General features: G+C 70.8%; 14 protein-coding genes and 1 pseudogene. 5 read left to right on the top strand and 10 right to left on the bottom strand.

Features of this window, described 5'->3' with window-relative positions:
* Positions 1-64: 64 nt before the first annotated feature.
* Positions 65-1,105, top strand: a complete 1,041-nt coding sequence (locus ACF08F_RS09770; protein ID WP_392297987.1) for a methyltransferase — start codon at positions 65-67, stop codon at positions 1,103-1,105.
* A gap of 68 nt (positions 1,106-1,173) precedes the next feature.
* Here ACF08F_RS09770 and ACF08F_RS09765 read toward each other — a convergent pair whose 3' ends face one another.
* On the bottom strand, positions 1,174-1,605 hold the full coding sequence (locus tag ACF08F_RS09765) for a TetR family transcriptional regulator (protein ID WP_392297986.1): 432 nt from the start codon (positions 1,603-1,605) through the stop codon (positions 1,174-1,176).
* Between the two features lie 277 nt (positions 1,606-1,882).
* Here ACF08F_RS09765 and ACF08F_RS09760 point away from each other — a divergent pair, with 277 nt between their 5' ends.
* Positions 1,883-2,740, top strand: a complete 858-nt coding sequence (locus ACF08F_RS09760) for a haloalkane dehalogenase (RefSeq protein ID WP_392297985.1) — start codon at positions 1,883-1,885, stop codon at positions 2,738-2,740.
* Between the two features lie 86 nt (positions 2,741-2,826).
* Here the strand turns inward: ACF08F_RS09760 and ACF08F_RS09755 are convergent, their stop codons facing one another.
* The 3 genes and pseudogenes from ACF08F_RS09755 to ACF08F_RS09745 all read right to left on the bottom strand — a co-directional run bounded on the left by ACF08F_RS09755 (position 2,827) and on the right by ACF08F_RS09745 (position 5,161).
* Positions 2,827-3,591, bottom strand: a complete 765-nt coding sequence (locus tag ACF08F_RS09755; protein WP_392297984.1) for a DUF4232 domain-containing protein — start codon at positions 3,589-3,591, stop codon at positions 2,827-2,829.
* Positions 3,592-3,819: 228 nt separating this feature from the next.
* Positions 3,820-4,095, bottom strand: a pseudogene (locus ACF08F_RS09750) (DUF3626 domain-containing protein); the annotation flags it as partial.
* Positions 4,096-4,255: 160 nt separating this feature from the next.
* On the bottom strand, positions 4,256-5,161 hold the full coding sequence (locus tag ACF08F_RS09745) for an arginase family protein (protein ID WP_392297983.1): 906 nt from the start codon (positions 5,159-5,161) through the stop codon (positions 4,256-4,258).
* Positions 5,162-5,467: 306 nt separating this feature from the next.
* Here ACF08F_RS09745 and ACF08F_RS09740 point away from each other — a divergent pair, with 306 nt between their 5' ends.
* Complete coding sequence (locus ACF08F_RS09740) at positions 5,468-5,827, top strand: hypothetical protein (protein WP_392297982.1); 360 nt, start codon at positions 5,468-5,470, stop codon at positions 5,825-5,827.
* Positions 5,828-6,038: 211 nt separating this feature from the next.
* Here the strand turns inward: ACF08F_RS09740 and ACF08F_RS09735 are convergent, their stop codons facing one another.
* Positions 6,039-6,428 carry a hypothetical protein gene (locus tag ACF08F_RS09735; RefSeq protein ID WP_392297981.1) on the bottom strand — a complete coding sequence of 130 codons (390 nt, stop codon included), beginning with the start codon at positions 6,426-6,428 and terminating at the stop codon, positions 6,039-6,041.
* Between the two features lie 205 nt (positions 6,429-6,633).
* Here ACF08F_RS09735 and ACF08F_RS09730 point away from each other — a divergent pair, with 205 nt between their 5' ends.
* Positions 6,634-7,236, top strand: a complete 603-nt coding sequence (locus ACF08F_RS09730; RefSeq protein ID WP_392297980.1) for a hypothetical protein — start codon at positions 6,634-6,636, stop codon at positions 7,234-7,236.
* A gap of 115 nt (positions 7,237-7,351) precedes the next feature.
* Here ACF08F_RS09730 and ACF08F_RS09725 read toward each other — a convergent pair whose 3' ends face one another.
* Positions 7,352-7,684, bottom strand: a complete 333-nt coding sequence (locus ACF08F_RS09725) for a DUF6193 family natural product biosynthesis protein (RefSeq protein ID WP_392297979.1) — start codon at positions 7,682-7,684, stop codon at positions 7,352-7,354.
* Between the two features lie 76 nt (positions 7,685-7,760).
* On the opposite strand from ACF08F_RS09725, the gene ACF08F_RS09720 reads away from it, so the two are divergent.
* Positions 7,761-9,155: a Mucin-2 gene (locus tag ACF08F_RS09720; protein ID WP_392297978.1), complete on the top strand. Its 1,395-nt coding sequence runs from the start codon at positions 7,761-7,763 to the stop codon at positions 9,153-9,155.
* A gap of 110 nt (positions 9,156-9,265) precedes the next feature.
* Here the strand turns inward: ACF08F_RS09720 and ACF08F_RS09715 are convergent, their stop codons facing one another.
* The 4 genes from ACF08F_RS09715 to ACF08F_RS09700 form a co-directional block, all read right to left on the bottom strand.
* Positions 9,266-10,540 (bottom strand): extracellular solute-binding protein, encoded by a 1,275-nt coding sequence (locus ACF08F_RS09715; protein ID WP_392297977.1) that lies wholly within the window; start codon positions 10,538-10,540, stop codon positions 9,266-9,268.
* Positions 10,541-10,998: 458 nt separating this feature from the next.
* Positions 10,999-11,460 carry a cupin domain-containing protein gene (locus ACF08F_RS09710; RefSeq protein WP_392297976.1) on the bottom strand — a complete coding sequence of 154 codons (462 nt, stop codon included), beginning with the start codon at positions 11,458-11,460 and terminating at the stop codon, positions 10,999-11,001.
* A 117-nt stretch (positions 11,461-11,577) separates the two neighbouring features.
* A complete protein-coding gene (locus ACF08F_RS09705; protein WP_392297975.1) occupies positions 11,578-12,267 on the bottom strand; it encodes a winged helix-turn-helix transcriptional regulator in 690 nt (229 codons plus the stop codon).
* 4 nt (positions 12,268-12,271) lie between these two features.
* On the bottom strand, positions 12,272-12,991 hold the full coding sequence (locus ACF08F_RS09700) for an alpha/beta fold hydrolase (protein WP_392297974.1): 720 nt from the start codon (positions 12,989-12,991) through the stop codon (positions 12,272-12,274).
* Between the last annotated feature and the right edge of the window lie 23 nt (positions 12,992-13,014).

Below are 13,014 nucleotides of genomic sequence, written 5' to 3'. Positions count from 1 at the left end.
ACCACCACAAGAAGACGGGAACTCACCTGTGGCGAACACCGATGCCCAAGCTCAAGCAGCAGACATGGCCGACCGCGATCTGATCGTCCGGCTCGCGTTCGGGAGCATGGCCGCGCAGACCCTGCGCGCTGCCGTCCGGTTGAAGGTGGTGGAGCTGGTGGGCGACGTGCCGCGCCGGGCAGCCGACGTGGCCTCCGAAGCCGGCGCCGAACCCCAGCCCATGACACGGCTGTTACGTGCTCTGGCCGGGCTCGGTCTGTTGCGGGAGCACGCCCCCGACCACTTCTCGGTGACCGCCGCGGGCGCACTCCTCGATCCCGGCCACCCCGACTCGCTCACCTCGTTCGTGGGGATGTTCACCGAGCCGGCGATCGTACGTGCCTGGGAGCACCTGGACGACAGTGTCCGCACCGGCGAGGTCGCGTTCGACAGCGTCTTCGGCACGGACTTCTTCAGTCACCTGGCACAGCGGCCCGAGCTGTCCGCGAAGTTCAACGCGGCGATGAGTCAGGCCGTCTCGGACACCGCCGCCGCGCTGCCGTACGCCTTCGACTTCGGCCGGTTCACCGCGGTCACGGACGTCGGTGGGGGCGACGGGACGCTCCTGGCCGGCGTGCTCGCCGCCCATCCTGGCCTCACGGGTGCGGTCCTCGACACGGCGGAGGGTCTGGCCGAGGCACCGAAGACCATGGCTCGGCACGGACTGGAGCGGCGCTGCTCGCTGATCGCCGGGGACTTCTTCCGTTCGGTCCCCGGGGGCTCGGACCTCTATCTCGTCAAGAGCGTCCTGCACGACTGGACGGACGACCAGGTCGTGACGATCCTCGGCCATTGCCGTGAGGTGCTGCCGCCCGGCGGCCGTGTCCTGATCGTGGAGCCCGTACTTCCCGAGGTCGTCGACCCGAGCGCGAACGCCGACGTCACCGACGGCGGTGTCACCTACCTCAGCGACCTCAACATGCTGGTCAACGTGGGCGGCAGGGAGCGGACCCGGAAGGACTTCGAGGAGGTGTGCCACCGTGCGGGCCTGTCTCTCCGATCGGTCGTCCCGCTCGCGGGAGCCGCCCCGTACTCCCTGATCGAGGCCGAGGCTGCGGCCGGCTGACAGCAAGCCGCGTACCGCGGGGAGCCGGGCGTCCGGGCGTCCGGGCGTCCGGGCGTCCGACGCAGGCTTCAGGTCGAGGCTGTGCCGCGGAGGTACGCGGCGAGAATGGCTCGGGGCGAGGCGGTCGCGTCGATCGCCGTCCGGTGGAACACCAGCGAGTCCGCGAGCGCGATCAGTTCCTCGACGTGCGCGTCCGAGCCGGGGAGTCCGGCTCGGGTGAGGGCTGCCGCCGTCATCTGCCGGGTGACGGCGTGCACCTCGGAGTCCGCCGTCAGCTTCGCGCGGGCTCGCGGATCGTCGTGGAGTTCGAGGATGAGAGCGTAGCGGGCTCTCATGTCGTCGCGGCGCGCCGCGAGAGCCTCGACGAGTCCCGCGATCAACGCGGCAAGCTCTTCGACATCCATGCCTCCCCCGGACTCGAACCTCCCGTTCAAGACCGCGGCGAGTTCTTCGGCGTCGGCCTTCGAACGGGCTGCGAGCGCGTCGACGATGAGTTCCACGAGCGCCTGCCGCGTCTTGGCGTGGTAGGAGGTCGAGCCTTGCGGGATTCCCGCCTCACGGTCGACGGCTCGGTGCGTCAGGGCTCGGACACCGTCACGGGCGATGATCCGGATCCCGCTGTCGGCGATCGCGTCCCGCCGTTCACTGCCACTCGTCACATGCGAAGACACCCTTCGATGCTACAGGTGTAGAGTCTCGACCGCAGAGGCTCTACACCTGTAGTGGGTAACGGGTTTCGAGCCGAAGAGCACGGCGACAGAACAGAAGGAGAGCGCAATGATCGACTTCGTTCCCGACCCGACCCTGTACCCCTTCGCATCACGATGGTTCGACTCGTCCGCCGGGCGGGTCCACTACATCGACGAGGGGACCGGGCCGCCGATCGTCTTCTGCCATGGCTCTCCCACCTGGAGTTTCCTCTACCGCCACGTCGTGAAGCGGCTGCGCGGCCGCTACCGCTGCATCGCCGTCGACCACCTCGGCTTCGGCCTGTCGGAGCGCCCCCACGGTTTCGGCTACACGGTTGCGGAGCACACAGCGGTCCTGGGCGAGCTGATCGACCATCTGCGGCTCGACGACTTCGTCCTGATGGGCCAGGACTGGGGCGGCCCCATCGGGCTCGGCGCGGCAACCACGCGGGCGGACCGCGTCAGGGGAATCGTGCTGGGCAACACCGCGTTCTGGCCCGTCGAGCAACTGGCGAACCGTGCGTTCAGCGTGATCATGAGCAGCCGACCCATGCAACGGCGCATCCTCGAACAGAACCTTCTCGTCGAGCAGTTCCTGCTCGGGGCAACCGGCCCCGCCCTGACGACGGCCGAGGCCGAGCACTACCGGAGGGTGCAACCCACGCCGGAAGCCCGGCAGGGACTCACGGTCATGCCCAGAGAGATCCGCGCCGCTCGCCCCTTGCTGGAAGCGCTCGCCCACGACGTGCCCGCCCGTCTCGGCTCCAAGCCCACCGTCGCGATCTGGGGCATGCGCGACATGGTGTTCCGCCCCGGAGCGTGCATCCCGCGGATCCGCTCCGCGTTCACCCGACTCGACATCGTGGAACTCCCCCGGGCGAAACACTTCATCCAGGAGGACGAACCCGATCAGATCGCCGCGGCGATCACCGCGCGATTCCCCTGACGGCCGCCGTCCCGCCCCCAGCTCCGGGCGTGGGGCGGCGGCCCCCGGGCCGCTTCTCACTCAGGGGCGGGCGGTCACCCGGCTCCTCAGAGCTGGGTGATCGGGCGCATCGCGAGCCCCTCGGTGCCGGCCCAGCCGTTCAGTCGCGCCGCGTCGTCGACGGAGACGGCGTCAAGGCCGTCGGGCAGGTCGAAGACGAGGGTGCCGCGCAGCTCGGTGCCCTCCCCGGCGACCAGGGTCGCGGTGAAGCGGTCGGACTGGTCGTACTCCGCCTCACCCCCCTCGTCGTTCCCGAAGACGTACAGGCCCACGTAGGCCTTGCCGCCCCCTTCGACCACGACCGGCTCGCTGTCCGGCTCCCCCAGCGTCTGGACGATCGGGGCGTCGTTGCCTGCCTTGAGCCGCACCAGCGGGGCCTCGTTGAGGACACACGGCGTCTTCGCGTTGTTCGTGACCGTCAGGAGGAAGTGGCGAGGGGTCTCCCCCCGCTCGTCCTGGAGCTCCACCGCGGTGGTCAGGCCGGCCGCCTCGCAGTCCGCGAACTTCGTACCGTTCCCGCCACCGGTCTCGCCGCTGTCCCCGGTCGCCGTGGCCGTCGGCGTCGGCGTGCTGCCGGTGCCCGAGTCGTTGGTGGGCGCGGTCGTCTCAGGCGTGCTCCCGCCCGCCGACGCGGAGCCCGAGGGGACGGCCGACGATGCGCCCCCCGTGGGGGCCGTGGTCGGCGGCGCGGCGGCCCGGTCGTCGCTCTGGCAAGCGGTCGTCGTCAGCAGAGCCGCGGCCACCGCGGCCCCCAGGACAGCGCCGCGCAGTCCCGGACGCGTCGAACCACCCCTGAACGTCTTCGAGTTCATGCCGTTCTCTCTTCCCCCGTGACCGGCCCCGAGCCGGTCCGCATGCAAGCGACACCGCTAGTGTCACCACGCGGGAGAACCCGTGAACCCGCATCCCGCGACTGTTACAGCCCCCGTACGAACCAGCGGCCACGACGTGACCAGAACAGGAAGAACAGCTTCCGCACAGAACGCTCGGGAGCGCCGACGGAGGTTCAGCCGCCGGTGTGCCAGGGCTGGTTCGTTCCCTTATCGCTTCTCCAACTCCTCCCTCGGTCCTGGAGGCCCGGAGCTGTCCGCGGCCTTCCGGGACGACCCGAATCGTGCCAAGTAGTGCCACACCTTCGTGAGCGCCTGGGGGTCATGGAGGCCGGCGCGCTCGGCGTCTCCGACGATCCCGGGATCGAGAATGCCGTCGACCGCGATCCGCGCGCCCAGGCCGACGTACTCCTCGCCGCGGTAGTCGGGGTGCCGCCGGAGTTCCCCGACCCCGAGCCGGAAGCCGGGGTGCCACTCCACCGAGCAGCCGGGAGCAGCAGATTCGCCTTCAGGTCGGACCGCCGCCCTGGGAGGACCGCCCGTGACAGAGCGGACGAGCCGCCGGCCCCCGAGCCGGGGACGCGTGAACGGTGCCCGGGGCCCGGCCCCTGGGCATCGCGCGTCCCACGAGCGGCGCGGTGGGACTTCAGCCGTCGGTCAGGGCCGCCACGACGAGGTCGGTGAGCAGGGCGCCGGCCGTGCCGTCGGGGTCGAGGTCGGGGTCGTAGATGGTGACGTTGAGACCGACGCAGCGCGGCGAGCGGACGAGCGGCCGAAGCAGTGAGATGAGCTCGTCCGGAAGGAGTCCGTCCTGGTCGGGGCTGTCGACGGCCGGCATCACGCCGGGGTCGAGCACATCGGCGTCCAGGTGCACCCAGAAGCCGTCCAGGGCCGTGGTCTCCAGGCTCACCGCGGTCGCGGAGCCGAGGTCGGCCGGACCCCATGCCCGCAGTTCGGAGACGGTCACGACGGGGATCTTCAGCTCCCGCAGCTGGATGATCTCGGGGTCGTCCGCGTACACGTCCCGGGTCCCGAGGACACGGACGTCCTCGTCCCGCAGATAGGGCCGCAGGCCCTCCAGGTCGGTGAGGTCGCTCTGGCCGCGACCGGTCGCCAGCGCCAGCTCCTCACCGCCGGCCGCACCGATCCGGTCCGAGTTCTCCACGTTGCGGAAGTCCGGGGAGGCGTCTACGGAGGCAAGGCCGTAGCGGCCGAGCCGCCGCAGGGCGAGCGCGGCACCCAGCTGGATGGAACAGTCGCCGCCGAGGACGAGCGTGAAGTCCCCTGCGGACACGTGGTGTTCGATCCGGTCGGCGAGCCGGACGGTGTACGCGGCGAGAGCGGCCGCGTTGAACACGCCGTCGCCCTCCTGCCAGTCACCTCGGTCGTACCTCGGCGGCACGACCACCCCGCCCTCGAACGCCCCCAGCCGCCTCATGATGCCGTTCTCGCGCAGCGCGCCGGCGAGTTTGCAGCAACCGGGCACGGTGCCCGGAGCCGGCGGACGCAGGCCGAGGTTGGAAGGGGCGTCGATGATCACCGTATTCCGCATACAGGCATCCTCACCACGCCGGCACACGAACACAACAGCCCACGGCGGCCCCTGCCGTGCCGAACAAGCCAGCGAAGGTCCGTCCGTCCTCGGCGACGGACGGATTCCTTCCATGCGGGAGGGGTGGCGCCGAGCTGGACGCCTGCGGAGCAGCGGGTGTCGGGAGGGAGGGGTGCTTCCGCGTCAAACCGCTGTGAGCAGACCCGGAGTTCACCGTGGAGCGAGTCGCTCCGTCAGCCCTCGCCATTAAGTTGACGCTTCATCAGGTGCTAATCAGTGGCGCCTGGAATCCAGAGAGGTGTCGAGATGAAGCACATATCGCGCGTGTTCGCCGCCGGTGCGCTGGTTGCCGCCGCCCTCACGGCGACCGTACCGACCGCCCAGGCCGGCGAGACCGGTGCACTCGACTGCACCGTCAACTTCTCCATCTCCTCCGGCGAGGGCTACGCCAACGGAAAGTGGTGCGACTACAACACCCGGATCTCCGGAACCGTGCACGACACCAAGTCCGACGGGCGCTGTCCGTTCGTCCGCGCGTACATGTCCGGCGGCGGATTCCGCGACAGCGACTGGGCCGGCCCGAGGGGCGACTCCTCCCCGGTCAACGTCTCCGCACCTTCCGGGCAGAGCATCACCAGCATCGCCATGAGCTACATCCGCTGCTGACGGGTCGACCGGTCCCGCAGGGCCGTTTCGGAGGTGCTCCGGGACGGCCCTTGGCCTGTGCTCACGGGAGCGAGGCCGCCAGTCCCGGAGTGTCGCGGCCTGCGGGCGGGAAGCGATGCGCGTACGCGGCCACGGGCACGAGCCGCGGCGCTCGTACCCGCGCCGCTCGGGTCGCCTCTACGGCTGCTTCGGTCGCGGTGGCACCGGGCGGTCAGGCGTCAGGGTCGACTACGGGGTGCGTGAACCGCACGGGCTTGCCCAGCGACCGGGCGTAGGCGATTTCGGCTCGGGTGCTGTCTCCGATGTAGTCGCCGACGACGAGCACCTCATCAGCGAGCCGGATCTTCGCCCGGTGCAGCGCGTCGAGTCGAACCTTCAGCGCCTTCGCGTCGACCGGATCGGACCAGAGCTCGTGCGGCGACTTCATGTCACAGCCCGGTTTGACGACGATCCTTCCGTCTGCGGTCTCCCGCAGATCGGCCTCGTTCATCTCGCTCAGGAAGCGGGTGGAGCCGCAGATCACGACGATAGGCGGGAGGTTCAGCAGCCTCTTCGCGTCAGCGAGCTTCTCCTCGGGGGTGAGCAGGTGCGGGTGTGACACTGGTTCCTCCTGGTGGTGTGGGCCAACGGGTGCCTGCGGCGACGAGAGCGAGGGTGCCCAAGGTCGTTCTCCGACAAACGAGGTGCGGCGACCGACGACCTGCGAAGGAGCATCCCGACCTCGCGCCGCGGCGTCCGCCGGGCGACGTGACATCTGGGCCCGGGCGGTCGAACGGACCTGTCAGGATGGGCCCGTGACGATCACTGTGGATATACGTACGGACCACTCGCGGCACCGGACCCTCGGGCGGGTGCTGCTGGCCGGCGGGGTGGCGACGGGAGTCGGTTGCCTGGTGGGGCCCCGGCTCGCCGAGTCGACGGGGCTGCTCGTCCTGACCGGCGCCTTCGAGTACCGGTGGCCGAGCTTCCTGGTGGCCGTCGCGCTGTTCGGCGCGGCCGCGCTGCTGCTGGCCCGGGGCGCGGTCCGGAGACGCGTGCTTGCGGTGTGCGCGGTCGCCGCCGTGGGTGCCGTCTGGTTCCTGTTGGTCCTCTTCCCGTTGGTGAGCGCCGAGTGGGAGGAGACGGCCCGGACGGCCGCCCCTGACGGAGCGGATCGGTACGTCGTGGTGGAGGAGGGCTGGGCCATGATCGACCCGCTGTGGCGGGTGTCGGTCGTGGACGGGTCGGGGCTCACCGCGCGCCACTGGACCGTCGGCACCTTCAACGGTGACGCCGCCGACGGCGTACTCGCGAAGGTGGCCTGGTCGGGGCCTGACACCCTGGTCCTCACGACCGGGGAGGGCGAGGTGACGACCGTACGCCTCGATCCGAGCACCGGGAAGCCTGAGCGCGAGCTGTCCGTCCCGTAGTGGCCGGTCCGCCGCCCGTGCGGTCGGCGAACCCGCGGCTCTGCGGCGAGCCCGAGGTCCGGGCGGGACGGACGGTGGCGTGATCACCGACGGGACCCTGGCCGTGACAGCGCTCCTACCTCGGGGGCACGTTGCTCACCACGAGCGCGGCGGCCTCCGCGGGCGTCGCGGCCTCGCCCAGGAGGTCGTAGTCGGCCGAGTAGACCTTGTACGGCGGTCCGCCGTAGCCGATGGACGGAACGTCGTGATCCGATCCGGACCAGGGCGGGGCGCTGCGCAGGAAGCGCAGCGTGCCGTGTGTCGGGAAGGGATAGAGCTCACGCAGGCACGGCTCGGCGTGGGCGGCCTCGACGACGACAGCCAGCTCATCGTGCATGGCGCCTCGCGTGCCCGGCCTGCGTTCCAGGAGCCAGAGCCAAGCGGTCGCGACATCAGGTGCTTCAGACATGGACATATATTCGAAGATCGCTGCCTCAGCCACAACTGACCGACCGTCGGCGGGGTGGACAAGGGGGGTAGGAATCATGGTGGCGTTCCACGCGTCCGCGCTGGACGGAGTCGCCCGAAATCCCGCGCTGCCGACAGCGCTGCTCCTGCGCCTGCTCGCTTTCGGCAGGGGCGGTGACCGTCCGCCCCGTGGCGCCCTCCAACGGGCCGGACTCCCCGAGTCGGCCGTCGTGGCGATCCTTGCCCACCCGGACCCGGGCGCCCGGATCGACTTCGCCATGAGCGCCTGGGCGGAGCCCTCGCAGCGGGCCCGGCTCGCGGACGATCCTTCTCCCAAGGTGCGGGCCGCTCTCGCGTACGGCCCCGAGGTGTACGACGCACGCACCGGCGTCGCGCCGCTCCCGGACGCCGTGTGCGTCCGCCTGCTCGACGACCACGCCCCGTCCGTTCGGGCGGCGCTGCTGGAATCGCCCCATGTGGCGCCCTCGTTCGTGGCCTCGATGGCTGCTCATCACCGTGCGGAGGCGCGCCGGGAGGCGGTCCGCGCATGGGAGGTCCTGCCGCCGGGCGTGCGGTCGGCGCTGCTGGCCGACCCTGACTCCGAGGTGCGGCGGGCCGCCGCACTGTGGGAGTGCCGGCGGGACACGCGCGTCACCGCCGCACTCCTCCGCGATCCGAGGTCCGCCGTCGAGGCGCTGCGCCGGGGGCTCCTCGCTCGCGCCGACGCGGAGCCGTACGTCGCCGAGCGGGCACACCTGACGGCCCTCGCCGAGAACCCGTCGCTGCCCGCCGACCTCGTGGAACGGCTCGCCGTCGACCCCGACGAGGCCGTACGGCTCGCGGTCTCCGTCAGGCCCGAGCTGGACGAGACGCGACGCATGGCGATCGACTTCACGGTCGGTGACCACGACAGGGGCGACGGGGTGGCCTGGGTACGGGACGGGCTCGCCGACCCCGAGGTGCTGCGCCGCGCTGCGACCTCCGCCCACCCGCTGCTCCGGCGCACCGCCGCCCGGAGCCCCCACCTGCCGCACGACCTGCTGCGCCTCCTCGCGGGCGTGGAGGACCCGGTGGTGGAGAACCACCTGTGCATTCACCACCCCGACACCCCGGAGGAGGTCCTGATGCGTGTGTTCGCGAGACTCGGCGGAACGTTCTCAGCCTGGATGGCGGAGACGCACCCCCGCTTTCCCCGCGAGGGGCTCGCCGCCCGTTACGCGGACCACCCGGACGGGAACTACCGACGGCTGGCGGTCCGCGATCCGGCCGCCACACCCGCACTGATCGAGCGGCTCAGCCATGACCCCGAGGTCTGGACGCGCCAGGCGGCGGCCCGCGATCCGCGCCTGCCGCTCCACCGGCTCCGCGAGGCCCTTCATGTCCGCGAACTGGCCTCCAGCGCGGGCACCAACCCGGCGCTCCCCGAGGACGAGATGGCCGCCGTCCTGGACCGGGCCGGTGTTCCCGCCTGACCCCGCTGTGCCGGAACCGTGGCGGGCACGGACCGGGTCCGGGGGTGATCCCGAGGAAGGGAGGACCCGCGGAGAGGGATACGGCCGTCCCCGCGGGTTCCGGGGGGTCGCTACTGCTGCGACGCTTCCTTGGCCTGTCGGGCGATGTCCTCCAGTACGACCCTCGGCTCGGCGGACGGGGCGACGGCCTTGCCGATGTTCCGCTTGATCGTGTTGCTGACCTGGAGCCAGGAAGGGTCGTTGACCGGGTAGAGCTCGGCGGTGCGCAGCGCGCTCAGGAACTGCTCGGAGCTGGGGTCGGCCCCGGCCTTCTGGGATGCCTGGTTGGCGGTCACCGTCGACGGCAGCAGCTTGTAGCGGTCGGCGAACTCGATGAGGTTCTTGTCCTCGTAGACGAAGTTCAGGAACGAGTGGACCAGTTCACGATTGCCGTCGCGCTTGAAGGCCATCATCCAGTCGGCGACGCCCGCCACCGGCGGGATCTTCCCCTCGCCGAGCGTGTCCGACACCGGCATGCGCAGTGTGCCGACCTTCATGCCCTTCGCTCGCGCCTTGTGCAGGAGGGAGGGATAGCCGTTGACCATGCCGACGTCGCCGCGCAGGAAGGCGTCGAACGCGTCCTGCCGGTTGAGCTGGGCCGGCGGGACCGGGCCGGTGAGGGCCGGCGCGACCAGGTTGTCCTTGATCCAGCGGAACGTCTGCGTGTTCTGCTCGGACGCGATGTTGTACCGGCCGTTGCTGTCAGTGTAGCCGCCGCCGTTGCTCAGCTCCCAGATCAGGGCCTCCGCGTGCGCTTCCTCGGGGCCGAGCGGCAGTGCGTACGGGTAGCGCACACCCTCGCTCTTCAGTGCCTCGGCCGCGTCCTTCAGGTCCGACCAGGTCTTCGGCGGCTCCGCTCCGGCCTTGTCGAACAGCTCCTCGTTGTAGAAGAGCAGTCGGCTGCTGGCCACGAAGGGCAGACCGTAGAGGCTGTGCCGGATCGAGCCGGCCTCCGCGAGCGGCGGCAGGAAGTTCGACTCCCTTCTGATCGACATGACCTCGCTGGCGGAGTAAAGGCGGCCCTGCGCGGCGAAGTCGGAATACGCGCCCATGAGAGCCACGTCGGGGGCGTTGTCCTCCGCGACCATGCGCGTGACCTCGCGGTCGACGTCCGCCCACGGGTAGAGCGTCACCTCGACCTTCTTGCCGGGGTTGGCGGCGCTGAAGGCGACGGACAGCTTGTCCCAGTACCCCTTGGAACTGGTCGCCGGGCTGTCGCCGTACTCGGGGACCACCAGTCGCAGCGTCGTCCCGTCGCTGCCGGACTCGCTGCAGGCCGTGACGAGGGAGCTCAGCAGCCCGACTGCGGCCACCGAGGCGGTTATTCCGGAGAGTCTTCGTCGCACGGATGTTTCCTCTGGATCTTTTTGGACAGTGCGTCCGGAATTCTCTCCCGGCCAGATGCCTATTTCGCGCTCTGGCGAACAGTTGTGGCCTTAGCTCCAAGTAAAGCCATTCCCTATGGTGTTTTCCGCTAGATCGATTCCGAAGGTGATGCGCGTAGAACCCTCCGCGATGTCCAAAACCGCTCCAAAGCGGAGCCTGGACCCATGGACGAGTGGGTGAATCAGCCGGCGACGGTGGCGGGTGAGCACCGGCACCGCCGGCGGCCCGGGCGCCGTCCGCTACGGCCGCCCCGCCGCCCGACCCCCGGCCGCCCGACCCCGCCCGACCCCGGCCGCCCCGCCGACCCGCCGCCCCGCCGCCCGGCCGCCCGGCCGCCCGGCCGCCCGGCCGCCCGGCCGCCGCGAGCGAAGACACAGCCGTCCTCCCCCGCCGCAGGCACCAGGCGGCCCTGTCGGAGCTACGGAATCGACCCGCTCGCCTGCGCGTCTGTCCCTTCGAGCCGGTACAGCTCAGGTACGGAGACCTTGATCGGTTCCTGGGTGGTCCGGGCGATCACGACGACCGCGGGCTCGTTCGGGTCGGGGTTCTCCTCCCGGTGCGGGACGAACGGGGGGACGAGGAAGAAGTCACCCGGGTTCGCGGCGAGCCGTACCTCCTGAGTGCCGTCGTGGTAGACGAAGACGGGGTGACCGCTGACCACGTAGATCCCCGCCTCCGAGTCACCGTGATGGTGGTTGTCCGTGGAGCTCAGCGGCGGGTTCTCCACCAGACCCATCCAGAGTTTCTTCGATCCGACCGTGCCTCCGCTGATGGCGGCGAATCCGTCCAGCTCACCGGAACCGACGTGGTGGACGCGATGGTTGATCGGCAGGTGCTCGCGGGATCCCGATGCGGATCCGGCGCCATTTCGGTTGGTCATGTGTGCAGCCTCTCTCGTTCGATCGCTTGGGATCAGGCTGCAACTCCCCCGTCAGGACGGGCAATTGTCCTTGCCGTTCCGGCAAGAAGCACCGGGGTGACGCCGACGCCCGGCTTCTCAGCTTCCCGCCTCGCGGGCCGTCGGGCGGGCAGCACGGGCCGGCAGCCGGAAGAGGCCCGTCAGTCTGCGCAGGGCCTCGGCGTCTCCGGTCGTTGTCGCGGTGCCCGCCTGGATCGCGTCGGAGAGGGTGAACCGGCGTGAGGTGACTCCGACGAACGCCTCCTCCGTCATGGTGATCCTCACGTCCGGGTACTGCGCCGGCCCGTGGACCGTCTCGACGGTGCCGTCGTCGACACGCGCGTGGAGAACCTCGTCGTCGACGTGGAACTCGTACACCGCGCGCAGCCCGTCGGCCGCCTGCGGATCGAAGCAGGCCCGCAGACCGAGCACGGCCCAGCCGGCATGGAAACTCTCGTCCTCACCGCGCTCGCCCATGGCCCACTTCAGACCCCAGCGGGCCAACGCCAGTACGGCCGGGCCCAGTTCCTCGCCCGCCTCGGTCAGCGCGTACGCAGGGGTACGGGCGGGCGGCGGCAGGGTGACCTTGCGGGTGAGGCCCTCGCGTTCCAGGTGCTTCAGCCGGGCGGCGAGCAGGCCGGTGCCGAGTCCGCGCAGGCTCGCCAGGAGATCGCCGTACCGCTTGGGACCGGTGAGCAGTTCGCGGATGAGCAGCAAGGTCCAGCGCTCGCCGACGAGGTCGAGGGTGCGCGCGGTCGCGCAGTACTGGTTGTACGTTCGCTGCTCCACCCCCTCACCCTAGACTTCGCCCTTCCTGTTCTTGAAGCGCCGCCGGCCGTCCCGGTGCTTCCAGGAGCAGCCGCGCGAGCGGCTCCGGGTCGGTCACCATCACGTCGTGCGGGCCGTCGAGCGCGAGCGTCCGATAACCGAGGGCGGCGCCGAAGCGGTCGAACGGGTAGGCCGCGGGCTGACAGTGGACGGCCGTGCCGGGGATCCGGTCGACGGCGCCGCTCAGCCGTGTGGCCTCGGCGAACGTGCGCAAGGCCTGCGGGACGAGTCGTTCGGCGAGCCAGGCCGCGTCTTCGGCGTCCACGACGCCGAAGACGGCCGGCGGCGGGGCCGGGATTCCCTGCCCGTCCGCCGAGGCGGCCGCCGCCGCACGCATGGCGACGGCGAAGGAGTCGGGCGCCAGCCCGAAGAGGCTCGCGCCGTCGGGTCCGGCCCAGCCATCGACGAGGACGAGGTGGTCGACAGCGCCGGGCCGCAGGTCAGCCGCTTCTCGGACGACGAGGCCGGCGTAACTGTGGCCGACGAGGACGAGCTGCTCCTCTTCCGGGACGGTGTCGAGGGCTGCGGCGACCGTCCGGGCGTCGTGGCGGAGCCCGTGGTCGCCGGACGCGCCGCGGAGGTCGGGGGTGAGGGTACGGGCCCCGGCGGCGCGCAGCAGGGGCACTAACCGGTCCCAGGCCCAGGGTCCGTGCCAGGCGCCGTGAACGAGTACGTACGTGGTCATGGGTGCTCCTCACGCAGGGGTGG

Origin of the sequence: Streptomyces sp. NPDC015130 (assembly GCF_043080005.1) — a bacterium.
Lineage (GTDB): Bacteria > Actinomycetota > Actinomycetes > Streptomycetales > Streptomycetaceae > Streptomyces.
Note: the sequence above shows the minus strand (reverse complement) of the source record. Positions and strands in the feature narration are given on the sequence as shown.